This is a genomic window from Ferrimonas gelatinilytica, assembly GCF_039544205.1.
Classification (GTDB): Bacteria; Pseudomonadota; Gammaproteobacteria; order Enterobacterales; family Shewanellaceae; genus Ferrimonas; species Ferrimonas gelatinilytica.
The window spans coordinates 1-15,872 of the sequence record NZ_BAABLF010000023.1 but is presented as its reverse complement, the minus strand read 5'-3'; the positions used below and the strand labels follow the sequence as shown (position 1 = coordinate 15,872).

Genomic DNA, 15,872 nt, shown 5'->3' with positions numbered 1-15,872 from the left:
GGCTTCACCACCCATGTGCTTAGCCAGCACGTTGGTGATCGCAGCGGTCAGAGTGGTTTTACCGTGGTCAACGTGGCCGATGGTACCAACGTTAACGTGCGGTTTCGTACGTTCAAACTTTTCTTTAGACACGACGTCTTTCCTTTCAATTTGCGACTCGGCCCCGAAGCACCGAGTCTGTTAACGAACTGAATTATGGATTGTGCTCAGTGACAATCAGTAACCACGAGCTTCCATCACGGCTTTCGCCACGTTCTGCGGCGCTTCGGCGTACTCACTGAACTCCATAGAGTAGGAAGCACGACCCTGCGTTGCAGAGCGCAAATCGGTGGCATAGCCAAACATTTCGGCCAGCGGCACCTTGGCGTGAACGATTTTCAGACCGGCAGCGCCGTCATCCATTCCTTCAATCACGCCACGTCGACGGTTCAGATCCCCAACGACATCCCCCATCCAGTCTTCTGGCGTCGTTACTTCAACCTTCATGGTCGGTTCAAGTAACACCGGGGAAGCCTCGAGAGCCCCTTTGCGGAAGCCCATGGAAGCGGCGATTTTAAACGCCATTTCGTTGGAGTCCACATCGTGGAATGAACCATCGAACAAGGTAACCTTAACGTCAAGCACAGGGAAGCCCGCGAGGACACCTTGCGCCATCTGCTCCTGGATACCTTTATCTACGGCCGGAATGTATTCCTTCGGAACCACCCCGCCCACAATTGCATTGACGAATTCGTATCCAGTACCCGATTCGCGGGGCTCCAGCTTCAGCCAGACGTGGCCAAACTGGCCGCGACCGCCAGACTGGCGTACGAACTTGCCTTCCACCTCGGTGGTGCCACGAATGGTTTCGCGGTAGGCCACCTGAGGCTTGCCGACGTTACAATCCACGCTGAACTCGCGCTTCATCCGGTCGACAATAATATCCAGATGCAACTCACCCATACCAGAGATCAGGGTCTGGCCGGACTCGTCATCCGTTTCGACGCGGAAGGAGGGGTCTTCTGCGGCCAGTTTGCCCAGGGCAATGCCCATTTTTTCTTGGTCGGCTTTAGTGCGCGGCTCAACGGCGATCTGAATCACCGGCTCCGGGAACTCCATCCGCTCCAAGACCACTTTATGGTCCGGATCGCACAGCGTATCACCGGTAGTTACATCTTTGAGGCCGATGGCAGCAGCGATATCGCCGGCACGCACCTCTTTGATCTCTTTACGATCATTAGAGTGCATCTGAACCATACGACCAAAGCGCTCACGCTTGCCCTTGACGGTGTTGAACACCGCCTGGCCAGTCTCAGCAACCCCGGAGTAGACCCGCATAAAGGTCAAGGTGCCCACAAAGGGGTCGGTGGCGATTTTAAACGCCAGGGCTGAGAACGGGGCTTCATCATCGGCAGAACGGGACGTTTCATTGTCGTCCATATCCACACCCTTGATCGCCGGTACATCGACCGGAGAGGGCAAGTACTCGACCACCGCGTCGAGAACAGCCTGAACGCCTTTGTTTTTAAACGCTGAGCCACAAGTGGCCAGAACAATCTCGTTGTTCAGAGTACGCTGACGAAGAGCTTGCTTGATCTCTTCTTCGGACAGTTCGCCCTCATCCAGGTACTTATTCATCAACTCGTCGCTCGCTTCCGCGGCGGCTTCTACCAGTTCCTCTCGCATCTCGGCAGCCTTGTCGGCCAACTCCGCGGGGATATCCAGGTAGGTGAACGTGGTGCCTTGATCGGCCTCGTTCCAGTTGATGTATTTCATCTTGATCAGGTCGATAACGCCGCGGAACTCCTCCTCGGCACCCACGTTGATCTGGATAGGCACGCAGGTGGCACCCAGACGGTTGCGGATTTGGTCAACGACACGATCGAAATCTGCGCCGGCTCGGTCCATCTTATTGACGAACACCAAGCGGGGGACATGATATTTGTCGGCTTGACGCCATACAGTCTCTGACTGCGGCTCAACACCGGAGGAACCACAGAACACTACCACAGCGCCATCCAGCACACGTAAGGAGCGCTCCACCTCAATGGTGAAGTCTACGTGTCCGGGGGTATCGATGATGTTGACACGGTGCTCGGTAAACTGAGCATCCATACCGCGCCAGAAAGTGGTGGTGGCAGCAGAGGTGATGGTGATACCACGCTCCTGCTCCTGCTCCATCCAGTCCATGGTGGCGGCGCCATCATGCACTTCACCGATCTTGTGTGACAGGCCAGTGTAGAACAGTACACGTTCAGTGGTGGTGGTCTTACCCGCATCCACGTGTGCACAGATTCCAATATTGCGATAGCGCTCAATAGGGGTCGTACGAGCCACAATCAATTCCTCTTTCTGAGGCAAAAAGCTTCAGATATTGCTCCAGAGTTTGCATTGCCTGGTTCAACAAACAACGCAAAAGTGGCGCGGCTCCGAGGAGCCACGCCTTGGGGTCATTACCAGCGGTAATGAGCGAACGCTTTGTTCGCTTCGGCCATACGGTGAACGTCTTCACGCTTCTTAACCGCGGTGCCTTTGTTGTCGGCCGCGTCCAGCAGTTCACCTGCCAGGCGCAGAGCCATAGATTTTTCGCTACGCTTACGAGCCGCTTCCACCAACCAGCGCATGGCCAGGGTGTTACGACGCACCGGACGAACTTCAACCGGAACCTGGTAAGTAGAGCCACCTACACGGCGGGACTTAACTTCCACGGTCGGACGAATGTTATCCAGAGCAGTTTCAAAAATTTCCAGTTCTGCTTTGCCGGACTTGGAAGACGCAGCTTCCAGACCACCATAGATGATCTTCTCGGCAGTGGACTTCTTACCGTCCAGCATTACTACGTTGACGAATTTCGCCAGCAGCTCAGATCCGAACTTAGGATCCGGCAGAATTTTACGTTGACCTACGACGCGACGTCTTGGCATGGGATTTCTCCGATTATCTTCAGGTTAATCCAAAACAGGATTTAACAATTTAAAAAGGTTTGGCCTTACTTAACGGAGAACCATTAAGACTTAGGACGCTTAGCACCGTACTTGGAACGACCTTGACGACGATCGCTCACGCCAGCGGTATCCAGTGCACCGCGAACGGTGTGGTAGCGAACACCCGGGAGGTCTTTTACACGACCGCCGCGGATCAGCACTACGGAGTGCTCTTGCAGGTTGTGACCTTCACCGCCGATGTAGGAGGTGACTTCAAAACCGTTGGTCAGACGAACTCGGCACACTTTACGCAGTGCAGAGTTCGGCTTCTTCGGGGTAGTGGTGTATACGCGAGTACAAACACCACGCTTTTGTGGGCACGCGGCCAGAGCAGGAACGTTGGTCTTTTGAACCTTGTCCTTACGCGGCTTACGTACCAGCTGATTAACAGTAGCCATTCATTACTCCTGATTGACTGAAAACGACTCAGTAACTCAGTTTTAGGTGCGAAAAATCTACCCCCACATACGGGGGGCGCGAAATTTTAAGCACCCCTAGGTTACGTGTCAAGAATTAGCCAGCCCTGACGAGCAAGTTCGTCAGGGCTGGCGATAGGATTTAACAAAAAAGGCACCCGAAGGTGCCTTTTTAAAGTGCTTTCTTCGATTACTGCTTGTCAGTAATGGAGGCGTTGAGCAGATCCGCCAGATTTTGCTCTGCTTCGGATGCGGTCACCGTTGGCGCACCCTCGGACTTGGCTTCCTGCTGACGCTTACGATGGTAGGCGTAACCGGTACCCGCCGGGATCAGACGACCCACAGTCACGTTCTCCTTCAGGCCCCGCAGGTCATCGCGCTTGCCGTAAGTGGCAGCATCGGTCAGCACGCGGGTTGTCTCCTGGAAGGAGGCCGCCGAGATGAAGGATTCGGTCGCCAAGGACGCCTTGGTGATCCCCAACAGCTCGCGCTCATAAGTCGCCGGGCGCTTGCCCTCTTCCAGGTTACGGTTCGCCTGGTTGACCCGTGCCACCTCAGCCTGCTCGCCGGGCAGGAACTCGGTGTCACCGCCGTCGACAATGATGCACTTACGCAGCATCTGGCGGATAACCACTTCGATGTGCTTGTCGTTGATCTTAACGCCCTGCAGTCGGTAAACGTCCTGCACTTCGTTGACGATGTAGTTGGCCACGGCGTGGATGCCACGCAAGCGGAGGATGTCGTGCGGCGCTTCCGGGCCGTCCGCGATCACTTCGCCCTTCTCAACTTTCTCACCCTCAAAGACGTTCAGGTTACGCCATTTCGGGATCATCTCCTCGTAAGGCTGAGCCCCATCGTGCGGGGTAATCACCAGACGGCGCTTACCCTTGGTCTCTTTACCGAAGGAGATGGTCCCGGTGACTTCCGCCAGGATAGCCGGCTCTTTCGGCTTACGGGCTTCAAACAGGTCAGCAACCCGCGGCAGACCACCGGTAATATCCTTAGTACCACCGGATTCCTGCGGGATACGCGCAACCGCGTCACCCACTTTCACCTCGGCGCCGTCTTCCAGGTTCACGATGGCGTTACCGCCCAGGAAGTACTGAGCCGCGACTTCAGTGCCCGGGATCAGGATGTCCTTACCGGACGCATCCACCAGCTTCACCATCGGGCGCATCTCTTTACCCGCAGTAGGACGTTGAGCCGGGTCGAGAACCACGATGCTGGAGAGACCGGTCAGCTCGTCGGTCTCCTTCTTCATGGTGACGCCGTCGATCATATCGACGAACTTCACGCGACCTTCCACCTCGGTAATGATGGGGTGAGTGTGGGGGTCCCAATTGGCAACGATATCGCCAGCGCTCACGGCACCGCCTTCCATCTGCTCCAGCACCGCACCGTAAGGCAGCTTGTAACGCTCCTTCTCACGGCCCAGTTCGTCAATAACGGCCAGCTCGGTAGAACGGGAGACCACCACGATCTTACCATCGGCGTTAATCACGTACTTCTCGTTGTGCAGCTTCAGGGAGCCGGCGTTCTTAACCTGAACGCTGGACTCGGCAGACGCACGGGAAGCCGCACCACCAATGTGGAAGGTACGCATGGTAAGCTGGGTACCCGGCTCACCAATGGACTGTGCCGCCACAACCCCGATGGACTCGCCTTCGGCAACCATGTGACCGCGGGCCAAATCACGGCCATAGCAGTTCGCACACACACCGAAGTCGGTCTTACAGGTGATCACAGAGCGCACCACCATCTCATCGATGGAGTTGCTCTCTACCACGTCACACCACTTCTCATCGAGCAGAGTGTTACGCGGGATCAGCACTTCATCTTCTGTACCAGGCTTGATCACATCCACAGCAACAACACGGCCCAGCACGCGCTCGCGCAGCGGCTCAACCACGTCACCACCTTCGATCAGCGGCTTAACGGTCAGGCCCTCTTCGCTACCACAATCGGCTTCAACCACGACCAGATCCTGAGACACGTCAACCAGACGACGGGTCAGGTAACCGGAGTTCGCGGTCTTCAAAGCGGTATCCGCCAGACCCTTACGAGCACCGTGGGTGGAGATGAAGTACTGGAGTACGTTCAGACCTTCACGGAAGTTGGCCACAATCGGGGTCTCGATGATGGAGCCGTCCGGCTTCGCCATCAAGCCACGCATACCGGCCAACTGACGGATCTGAGCAGCACTACCGCGCGCGCCGGAGTCGGCCATCATGTAGATGCTGTTGAAGGATTTCTGCTCCTCCTCTTCGCCATCGCGATTGATCACGGTGTCGACGGAGAGGTTATCCATCATCGCCTTGGAGACTTTCTCGTTGGCGCTGGCCCAGATGTCGATAACCTTGTTGTAGCGTTCACCGGCAGTCACAAGACCTGCCTGGAACTGCTCGGAGATCTCAGCCACCTCTTCTTCGGCAGACTCAACGATCTCTTTCTTCGCATCCGGGATCACCATGTCGTTGATACCTACGGAGGTACCGGAAACGGTGGCGTACGCAAAGCCGGTGTACATCAGTTGGTCAGCGAAGATCACGGTGTCTTTCAGACCACAGATCCGGTAGCACTGGTTCAGCACGTTGGAGATCGGCTTCTTACCCATGTCCTGGTTGATCATCTCGAAGGGAAGGCCCTTCGGCAGGATCATGGAGAGAATGGCACGACCGATGGTGGTGTCGATGATCTTGGTCTCTTCGACCAGATTACCCTCTTCATCCTTCCAGCTGTCGTTGATCCGTACTTTAACGCGGGCGTGCAGTTCAGCATCACCGGTCCGGTACACCTTTTCTGCCTCGGCCACGGAGGCCAGCACCATACCCTCACCCTTGGCGTTGATCTTTTCCCGGGTCATGTAATACAGACCCAGCACCACGTCCTGGGACGGGGTGATCACCGGATCACCGGAGGCCGGCGACAGGATGTTGTTGGTGGACATCATCAGGGCACGGGCTTCGAGCTGTGCTTCCAGGGTCAGCGGTACGTGAACCGCCATCTGGTCACCATCGAAGTCAGCGTTATAGGCGGCACACACCAGCGGGTGCAGCTGGATCGCCTTACCTTCAATCAGGACAGGCTCAAACGCCTGGATACCGAGACGGTGCAGGGTCGGTGCACGATTCAGCATCACCGGGTGTTCACGGATCACTTCGTCCAGAACGTCCCAGACCTCGGCCACTTCACGCTCAACCATCTTCTTGGCAGCCTTGATGGTGGTCGCCAGACCACGGGCTTCCAGCTTGCCGTAGATGAAAGGCTTGAACAGCTCCAGGGCCATCTTCTTCGGCAGACCACACTGGTGCAGACGCAGAGTCGGACCCACAGTGATCACGGAACGGCCGGAGTAGTCGACGCGCTTACCCAGAAGGTTCTGACGGAAGCGACCCTGCTTACCTTTAATCATGTCAGCCAGGGACTTCAGCGGGCGACGGTTGGAGCCAGTAATGGCGCGGCCACGACGGCCGTTATCCAACAGCGCATCCACAGATTCCTGCAGCATCCGCTTTTCGTTCCGCACGATGATGTCCGGGGCTGCCAGATCCAGCAGGCGCTTCAGACGGTTGTTACGGTTGATCACCCGGCGGTACAGATCGTTCAGATCTGAGGTCGCAAAGCGGCCGCCATCCAGTGGTACCAGCGGACGCAGGTCCGGCGGCAGAACTGGCAGGACACCCATGATCATCCACTCAGGCTTGTTACCAGAGTGGTAGAATGCTTCCATCAACTTAAGTCGCTTGGTGATCTTCTTGCGCTTAGTTTCTGAGTTGGTCTGGGGCAGCTCTTCACGCATCTGGGCGATTTCGCTTTCCAGATCGATCTCTTTGAGCAGCTCTTTAACCGCTTCGGCACCCATACGGGCATCGAACTCGTCACCATGCTCTTCCAGTGCATCGAGGTACTCTTCCTCGGTCAGCATCTGGCCGCGCTCCAGGGCAGTCATGCCCGGCTCGATCACCACATAGCTCTCAAAGTAGAGCACGCGCTCGATATCACGCAGGGTCATGTCCAGCAGCAGCCCGATACGGGACGGCAGGGACTTCAGGAACCAGATATGTGCAACCGGAGAAGCCAGTTCAATGTGACCCATGCGCTCACGACGCACTTTGGTTTGAGTCACTTCAACGCCGCACTTCTCACAGATCACACCACGGTGCTTGAGGCGCTTGTACTTGCCACACAGACACTCGTAATCCTTCACCGGACCGAAGATGCGCGCACAGAACAGGCCGTCACGCTCCGGCTTGAAGGTACGGTAGTTGATGGTCTCCGGCTTTTTCACTTCGCCGAAAGACCAGCTGCGGATCATGTCCGGCGAGGCCAGACCGATCTTGATGCCGTTAAATTCTTCGGACGTATTCTGTTTCTTTAGAAACTGAAGTAAGTCTTTCACGATCGTCTCCCAAGGAGGTTTCTATTCATGTGCCCCACCCCAAGGTGGGGCACACGACCGTTAGCCTTCCGCATTAAAATGCGGCGGACGGTTATTCCTGATCCAACTCGATGTTGATGCCCAGGGAGCGGATCTCTTTCAACACAACGTTGAAGGACTCCGGCAGACCCGGCTGCATGGCGTAATTGCCGTCCACGATGTTCTTGTACATCTGGGTCCGGCCGTTTACGTCATCCGACTTCACGGTGAGCATCTCCTGCAGGGTGTAGGCCGCGCCGTAGGCCTGCAGGGCCCACACTTCCATCTCACCGAAGCGCTGGCCACCAAACTGAGCCTTACCACCCAGCGGCTGCTGGGTAACCAGGCTGTAGGAGCCAGTGGAACGGGCGTGCATCTTGTCGTCCACCAGGTGGTTCAGCTTCAGCATGTACATGTAACCGACAGTGACCGGACGCTCGAAAGCGTTGCCGGTACGGCCATCGTACAGGGTGAACTGACCCGAATCCGGCAGGTCGGCCAAACGCAGCATATCCTTGATTTCGGACTCAACAGCACCGTCAAAGGCCGGGGTCGCCATCGGCAGACCGCCCTTGAGGTTACTGGCAAGGCGCTTCACTTCCGCATCGGAGAAGGTAGACAGATCGACCTTCTGCTGGCTGTTGCCAAGATCGTAGGCTTTCTGCATGAAACCACGCAGTTCCTCAACCTTACGCTGCTCTTCCAGCATGGTGTTGATCTTGTCACCAATCCCCTTGGCCGCCATCCCCATGTGAACCTCGAGGATCTGACCGATGTTCATTCGGGAAGGTACACCCAGCGGGTTGAGCACGATGTCCACCGGCACGCCGTTCTCGTCGTGCGGCATGTCCTCAACAGGAACGATGGTGGAAATCACACCCTTGTTCCCGTGACGACCGGCCATCTTATCGCCCGGCTGGATACGGCGTTTTACTGCCAGGTAAACCTTAACGATCTTCAGTACACCCGGTGCCAGATCATCCCCTTGGGTAATCTTGCGACGCTTGTTCTCAAACTTCTTATCGAACTCAGCTTTGAGTTCTTCGTACTGGTCGGCCAGTTGCTCCAGTTCGGTCTGCTTGCCTTCGTCGTCCAGCGGCTGTTCCAGCCACTTTTCACGGGCCAGCTTGTCCAACTGAGCTTCGGTAAAGCCGGCACCCAGCAGCAGAGTGCGAGCACGGTTATAGACGCCGTTTTCAAGGATGCTGAACTCTTCGGTCAGGTCCTTCTTGGCATCGCGCAGTTGCATGTTCTCGATATCGACAGCACGCTTGTCCTTCTCCACACCATCGCGGGTAAAGACCTGTACGTCGATCACGGTGCCGTACACAGAGTTCGGCACACGCAGAGAGGAGTCCTTCACATCGGACGCCTTCTCACCAAAGATGGCACGCAGCAGCTTCTCCTCGGGAGTCAACTGGGTCTCGCCCTTAGGCGTTACCTTACCGACCAGGATATCCCCCGGCTGCATCTCGGCACCCACGTAGACGATACCGGACTCATCCAGCTTGGAGAGCGCAGACTCACCCACATTCGGGATATCTGCGGTGATCTCCTCCGGCCCCAGCTTGGTATCACGAGCAATACAGGACAGTTCCTGGATGTGAATGGTGGTCAGGCGATCTTCCTGAACCACGCGCTCGGACAGCAGGATGGAATCCTCGAAGTTGTAACCGTTCCAGGTCATGAACGCGACGCGTAAGTTCTGACCCAGTGCCAGGTCACCCAGATCGGTGGACGGGCCATCGGCCAGAACGTCACCGCGAGTTACCGGCTCACCAATGGCACAAACCGGACGCTGGTTAATGCAGGTGTTCTGGTTGGAACGGGTGTACTTAGTCAGGTTGTAGATGTCGATACCGGCTTCACCGGCAGTGAGCTCGGACTCGTTCACCTTAACAACAATACGGGACGCATCGACATAATCGACGACACCACCACGCTTGGCCACGACAGTTACGCCAGAGTCGACAGCAACCGCACGCTCAATACCGGTACCCACCAGCGGCTTGTCCGCTTTCAGAGTCGGCACCGCCTGACGTTGCATGTTGGCACCCATCAGGGCCCGGTTAGCATCATCGTGCTCAAGGAAGGGGATCAGGGACGCCGCAACGGAGATGATCTGCTGCGGAGAGACGTCCATGTACTGGACCTGCTCGGCAGAAACGAAGGTCGACTCACCTTTATGGCGGGCCGGGATCAGCTCTTCGACCAGCATGCCTTTGTCATCAACCGGGGCATTGGCCTGGGCCACGACATAGTTGCCCTCCTCGATGGCGGAGAGGTACTCGACCTCTTCGGTCACAAGACCGTTATCGACACGACGATACGGGGTCTCGAGGAAGCCGTACTCATTAGTACGGGCAAAAGTCGCCAGGGAGTTGATCAGACCGATGTTCGGACCTTCAGGCGTTTCGATTGGGCACAGACGGCCATAGTGCGTCGGGTGCACGTCTCGAACTTCGAAGCCGGCACGCTCGCGGGTCAGACCGCCGGGGCCCAGCGCGGAGATCCGGCGCTTGTGGGTCACTTCGGAAAGCGGGTTGTTCTGATCCATAAACTGGGACAGCTGGGAGGAACCAAAGAACTCTTTCACCGCTGCCGAGATCGGCTTGGCGTTGATCAGGTCCTGAGGCATCAGACTGTCCAGATCGCCCAGAGAGAGACGTTCGCGCACGGCGCGCTCAACCCGAACCAGACCCACGCGGAACTGGTTTTCGGCCATCTCACCAACCGAGCGAATACGACGGTTACCCAGGTGATCGATATCATCGACGTCGTCGTTGCCGTTGCGGATCTCGATGATCTTACGCATTACGTCAACGATGTCTTCCTTCTCCAGGATCCCGGCACCCGTGGACTCTGCACGGCCGAGACGGCGGTTGAACTTCATCCGACCTACGGTCGACAGATCATACCGCTCCTCTGAGAAGAACAGATTCTGGAACAGCGCTTCGGCGGCATCGCGGGTCGGCGGCTCGCCCGGACGCATCATGCGGTAGATCTCAACCAGCGCTTCCATCCGGTCACTGGTGGAGTCCACGCGCAAGGTGGTGGACATGTAGGGCCCATTATCCAGCTCGTTGGTGTACAACGTCTGGAAAACCTTGATCCCGGCCTGGGACAATTTGGCCACATCTTCCAGGGAAAGTTCTTGGTTCGCCGCCACCACGATTTCACCGGTGGACTCGTCAACGTAGTCCTGAGCAGCGGTCTTGCCGACCAGGTACTCAACCGGCACTTCCAGTTGGCTGACACCGCCTTTCTCCAATTGACGGATATGACGGGCAGTAATGCGACGGCCGGTTTCCACCAGCACATTGCCATCGTTGTCCTTGATGTCGAATACCGCTGTCTCGCCACGCAGACGATCCGGTACCAATTCCATAACCAGCTTGTCCTTCTTCAGGCTGAAATCAACCTTGTCGAAGAACATATCCAGGATCTCCTGGGTGGAGTAACCCAGGGCGCGCAGAATAATGGACGAGGGCAGCTTGCGACGACGGTCGATACGGACAAACAGGTTGTCCTTGGGATCGAACTCGAAGTCCAGCCAGGAGCCGCGGTAAGGGATGACACGTGCGTTGTAGAGCACTTTCCCGGAAGAGTGGGTCTTACCACGGTCGTGGTCGAAGAACACACCCGGGCTGCGGTGCAGCTGGGAAACGATGACACGCTCGGTACCGTTGATGACAAAGGTACCGTTTTCAGTCATGAGCGGGATATCGCCCATGTAGACTTCCTGCTCCTTGATGTCCTTAACGGCGCCGCCGTTTTCCTTGTCCATCAAGACCATGCGCAGTTTTACGCGCAGCGGAGCGGAATAAGTTACGCCGCGGATCTGACACTCTTTAACGTCAAATACCGGCTCGCCAAGCTTGTAGCTGACATATTGCAGTTCAGCGTAACCAGAGAAGCTTTTAATCGGAAAGACACTGCGGAATGCGGCTTCAAGGCCACGCTCGCCTTCCGGATCCTGAATCAGGAAGTTTTGGAACGAGTCCAGCTGGATAGAAAGCAGGTAAGGTACATCGATGACCTTAGGACGCTTGCCAAAATCCTTGCGGATGCGTTTTTTCTCGAAATCGGAGTAAACCATGTGGTTCCTCTGCTCGTGATTGGAGACTCGAAAATCGCTGCAAAGCAGTGATTTCGCCCTTATTTTCGCAAGAACCTAACCAATAATCTCTGCCAGGCCCGCGTTCCAAGAAAGGTGGCAACCTCCGGGAGGAGGTTGCTAGCGCTTATAGCGCAAAAGGGCCGGTGGTTTTTTAACCACCAGCCCAACCTGACCGAAATCAGGTGTGTAAGCTAGAAGATAGCTTACTTAAGCTCAACTTTACAGCCGGCTTCTTCCAGTTGCTTCTGCAGACCTTCAGCTTCGTCTTTGGCAACGGCTTCTTTGATAGCAACCGGAGCAGACTCAACCATAGCCTTGGCTTCTTTCAGGCCCAGGCCGGTGGCGCCGCGAACGGCTTTAATAGCAGCAACTTTGTTAGAGCCAGCGTCGGTCAGAACAACGTCAAACTCAGTCTTTTCTTCAACAGCAGCAGCTTCGCCAGCGCCAGCTACAACAGCAGCAGCGGCGGAAACGCCGAACTTCTCTTCCATAGCTTCGATCAGCTCAACTACGTCCATTACGGACATTTCAGCTACGGCTTCGATGATTTGGTCTTTGGTGATAGACATTACTAACAATCCTAAAATTTACTGTAAAAGTTTAAGCAGCAGCCTGAATTAGGCAGCTTGCTCTTCTTTTTGGTCGCGCAGAGCAGCCAGAGTACGAACCAGCTTGCCAGCAGATGCTTCCTTCATGGTCATCATCAGCTGTGCAATAGCTTCGTCGTAAGTCGGCAGCTTCGCCAGACGGTCAATTTGCTCGGCAGGGATCAACTCCCCTTCGTACGCCAGTGCTTTGACTTCAAACGCTTTCTCGGCTTTGGCAAAGTCTTTAAACAGACGAGCCGCGGCACCAGGATGTTCCTGGGAAAAGGCGATCAGAGTCGGACCAACAAATGCGTCGCTCAGGCACTCGAAATCGGTACCTTCAACAGCACGCTTGGCCAGGGTGTTACGCACAACGCGCATAACAACACCAGCTTCACGAGCTTGCTTACGCAGAGCGGTCATGCTGCCTACGGTTACGCCGCGAGAATCAGCGACGACGGCAGACAGAGCACCTTTGGCAGCTTCGTTGACTTCAGCAACAATTGCTTTCTTGCCTTCGAGGTTTAGTGCCATTGGGCTTTCACTCCTGGATTCCACCTAGGCTCACGCCTAGAAACTAAAAACCCCTAACGGGGAACCAACACGGTGGGGAGTTTCCAGAAGAAGAGAATTCTTCTTTAGGTCCAACACCGTCTACGTAGGCTGTATTAAGAAAGCGCCACAAAAATGACCACTTTCACCTACGGTCTCGGACGAAAGCTCACCCTGCTAAAGCAGAACAAGCCTCGACCTATAGGGCGCAAAATTATACAGACAACCCTGCGCCCTGTAAATGCTATTAAGCTTGGGCTTCCAGGCTAGCCTGGTCAACCGCAACACCTGCACCCATGGTGGTGGAGATGGTCACTTTCTTAACGAAAGTACCTTTGGCAGAAGCCGGCTTAGCCTTCTTCAGGGCCACCAGCAGGGCTTCCAGGTTGCCTTTCAGCTTGTCAGCGTCGAAATCAACCTTACCGATAGTGGTATGGATGATGCCGTTTTTGTCGTTACGGTAGCGAACCTGACCCGCCTTGGCGTTTTTAACCGCTTCAGCAACGTTCGGAGTCACGGTACCGGTCTTCGGGTTCGGCATCAGGCCACGCGGGCCCAGGATCTGACCCAGCTGACCAACAACGCGCATTGCATCAGGAGAGGCAATAACCACGTCGAAGTTCATTTCGCCAGCTTTCACTTGGGCAGCCAGCTCATCCATCCCAATCAGGTCGGCACCGGCTTCTTTAGCGGCATCGGCGTTGGCACCTTGAGTAAAGACAGCAACGCGCACGTCACGACCAGTACCGTGCGGCAGTACAGTAGCACCACGGACGTTTTGGTCGGATTTACGGGCGTCGATACCCAGGTTAACAGCAACGTCAACGGACTCAACGAACTTGGCAGTAGCCAGCTCCTTGAGCAGGGAAACGGCTTCATTGATTTCGTACTCGCGAGTAGCATCAACTTTCTCGCGGATAACGCGCATACGCTTAGAGATCTTTGCCATGATATTAGTCCTCCACTACCAGGCCCATGGAACGGGCAGTACCAGCGATGGAGCGAGCCATAGCATCGACATCCGCACCAGTCATGTCAGCAGCCTTGGTCTCGGCGATCTCTTTCACCTGAGCCAGGGTTACCTTGCCAACCTTCTCGGTATTCGGACGACCGGAGCCGGACTTGATGCCCGCTGCTTTTTTCAGCAGAACGGAGGCCGGCGGAGTCTTGGTCACGAAAGTGAAGGAGCGATCGGCGTATACGGTGATGACAACCGGGATCGGCAGGCCTTTTTCGAGCTTGTCTGTACGGGCGTTAAACGCCTTACAGAATTCCATGATGTTAACACCGTGCTGACCCAGCGCCGGACCGACCGGCGGAGACGGGTTAGCTGCACCAGCTGCAACTTGCAGCTTGATGTAAGCTTGGACTTTCTTAGCCATTGTAAATTACCTCATTTGGGTTCAAGCGTCTGACAAAGCCAGACTCCCCGGGAAAAAAGGGGCGGCGAATTATATACAAATCCACCGCCTCTCGACAAACCTTAATTGACGAAACTTTGATCAGGCCTTCTCAACCTGTCCGAAGTCCAGCTCCACCGGGGTAGAGCGGCCAAAGATCATGACAGACACCTTGACGCGAGACTTCTCGTAATCGACCTCTTCCACGGTACCGTTAAAGTCGGCGAACGGACCATCATTAACGCGCACCACCTCGCCAGGTTCAAACAGGGTACGGTGACGGGGAGACTCCGCGCTCTCTTCCAACCGGTTCAGGATCGCGTTGGCTTCCTTTTCGGAGATCGGGGCTGGACGGTCCGAGGTTCCGCCGATAAAGCCCATCACCCGAGGCGTATTACGAACCAGATGCCAGGATTCGTCATTCATGACCATCTGCACCAAGACGTAGCCAGGAAAGAACTTGCGCTCGCTCTTTCGACGTTGGCCGGCACGCATCTCTACGACCTCTTCGGTCGGAACCAGCACTTCACCGAAGTACTGTTCCATCTCATGCATTTTAATGTGCTCTTTCAGGGTTTTAGCCACACGGGACTCAAAACCGGAAAAAGCCTGCACCACGTACCAACGCATTTTCGGTTGTTCGGACATTAAAGTTATACCCCAGTGATCAGGTTAACGATCCATACCAGGCCCATGTCCAGCAGCCAGATGGCGAAAGCCACCAGGGCCGTGACGGCCAGTACGATCAGCGTGGTCTGAATGGTTTCTTGACGCGTCGGCCAGACCACCTTGCGCACTTCAAGACGGGATTCTTGGGCGAAAGCCCACGCCGCCTTCCCTTTTTCAGTCGAGGCAGCGATAAACAGCGCTACGGCAATCGCGACGACTACGCCTAGCGCCCGATACAGCACAGAGACCGTATCGAAATATTGGTTGCCAACCACGGCGGCCGCAAGAATGATTGCAACCAGACCCCACTTCAGAGTGTCCATGGAGCTGCCTTGGTGTTCAGTGTTGGTACTCATTACTACAATCCCGTATCCGAGTCTGTGCTCTTGAGGCGAAAAGTTCGCCCAATGTCTGGTCCACGCCGGCAGCAAAAAAGGACCGCCCTATTCCAGGACCGCCGACCGGCAAAAAAGTAGCCCTAGATTTTATTCATTCCGCCAGGTGCTGACAAGCGGGATGAACACTTGTTCAGCAAAAAGGGTGCCGCAAGGCACCCTTTTCTCCATCCGACAGCCAATCGCTGCCTGATGATTACTCAACGATGGTCGCTACAACACCAGCACCTACGGTACGGCCACCCTCGCGGATAGCGAAACGCAGGCCTTCTTCCATCGCGATCGGCGCGATCAGGGTAACTTCCATCTGGATGTTGTCACCCGGCATTACCATCTCTACACCTTCCGGCAGC

General features: G+C 55.8%; 13 protein-coding genes. All 13 read right to left on the bottom strand.

Features of this window, described 5'->3' with window-relative positions:
- Positions 1-132: GTP-binding protein (locus ABD997_RS12295; RefSeq protein WP_345317290.1), on the bottom strand; the 132-nt coding region annotated here is incomplete at its 3' end.
- 84 nt (positions 133-216) lie between these two features.
- Entirely contained in the window at positions 217-2,316 is a 2,100-nt protein-coding gene (gene fusA / locus ABD997_RS12290; RefSeq protein ID WP_345317341.1) for an elongation factor G, read from the bottom strand.
- A gap of 116 nt (positions 2,317-2,432) precedes the next feature.
- Positions 2,433-2,903, bottom strand: coding sequence for a 30S ribosomal protein S7 (gene rpsG / locus ABD997_RS12285; protein ID WP_345317340.1), 471 nt, complete (start codon positions 2,901-2,903; stop codon positions 2,433-2,435).
- An 83-nt stretch (positions 2,904-2,986) separates the two neighbouring features.
- Positions 2,987-3,361, bottom strand: coding sequence for a 30S ribosomal protein S12 (gene rpsL / locus ABD997_RS12280; protein ID WP_067666107.1), 375 nt, complete (start codon positions 3,359-3,361; stop codon positions 2,987-2,989).
- Positions 3,362-3,569: 208 nt separating this feature from the next.
- Complete coding sequence (rpoC, locus tag ABD997_RS12275; protein WP_345317338.1) at positions 3,570-7,778, bottom strand: DNA-directed RNA polymerase subunit beta'; 4,209 nt, start codon at positions 7,776-7,778, stop codon at positions 3,570-3,572.
- A gap of 91 nt (positions 7,779-7,869) precedes the next feature.
- Positions 7,870-11,895, bottom strand: a complete 4,026-nt coding sequence (rpoB, locus tag ABD997_RS12270; protein WP_345317336.1) for a DNA-directed RNA polymerase subunit beta — start codon at positions 11,893-11,895, stop codon at positions 7,870-7,872.
- A gap of 224 nt (positions 11,896-12,119) precedes the next feature.
- Positions 12,120-12,485, bottom strand: a complete 366-nt coding sequence (gene rplL, locus ABD997_RS12265) for a 50S ribosomal protein L7/L12 (protein WP_345317334.1) — start codon at positions 12,483-12,485, stop codon at positions 12,120-12,122.
- A gap of 48 nt (positions 12,486-12,533) precedes the next feature.
- Complete coding sequence (gene rplJ, locus ABD997_RS12260) at positions 12,534-13,037, bottom strand: 50S ribosomal protein L10 (RefSeq protein ID WP_345317333.1); 504 nt, start codon at positions 13,035-13,037, stop codon at positions 12,534-12,536.
- A 265-nt stretch (positions 13,038-13,302) separates the two neighbouring features.
- A complete protein-coding gene (gene rplA / locus ABD997_RS12255; protein ID WP_345317331.1) occupies positions 13,303-14,004 on the bottom strand; it encodes a 50S ribosomal protein L1 in 702 nt (233 codons plus the stop codon).
- 4 nt (positions 14,005-14,008) lie between these two features.
- Entirely contained in the window at positions 14,009-14,437 is a 429-nt protein-coding gene (gene rplK, locus ABD997_RS12250) for a 50S ribosomal protein L11 (protein ID WP_345317329.1), read from the bottom strand.
- A gap of 120 nt (positions 14,438-14,557) precedes the next feature.
- Complete coding sequence (gene nusG, locus ABD997_RS12245; protein ID WP_345317328.1) at positions 14,558-15,103, bottom strand: transcription termination/antitermination protein NusG; 546 nt, start codon at positions 15,101-15,103, stop codon at positions 14,558-14,560.
- A 5-nt stretch (positions 15,104-15,108) separates the two neighbouring features.
- Positions 15,109-15,480, bottom strand: a complete 372-nt coding sequence (gene secE / locus ABD997_RS12240; RefSeq protein WP_345317326.1) for a preprotein translocase subunit SecE — start codon at positions 15,478-15,480, stop codon at positions 15,109-15,111.
- Positions 15,481-15,715: 235 nt separating this feature from the next.
- Positions 15,716-15,872: EF-Tu C-terminal domain-related protein (locus tag ABD997_RS12235; RefSeq protein WP_486322302.1), on the bottom strand; the 157-nt coding region annotated here is incomplete at its 5' end.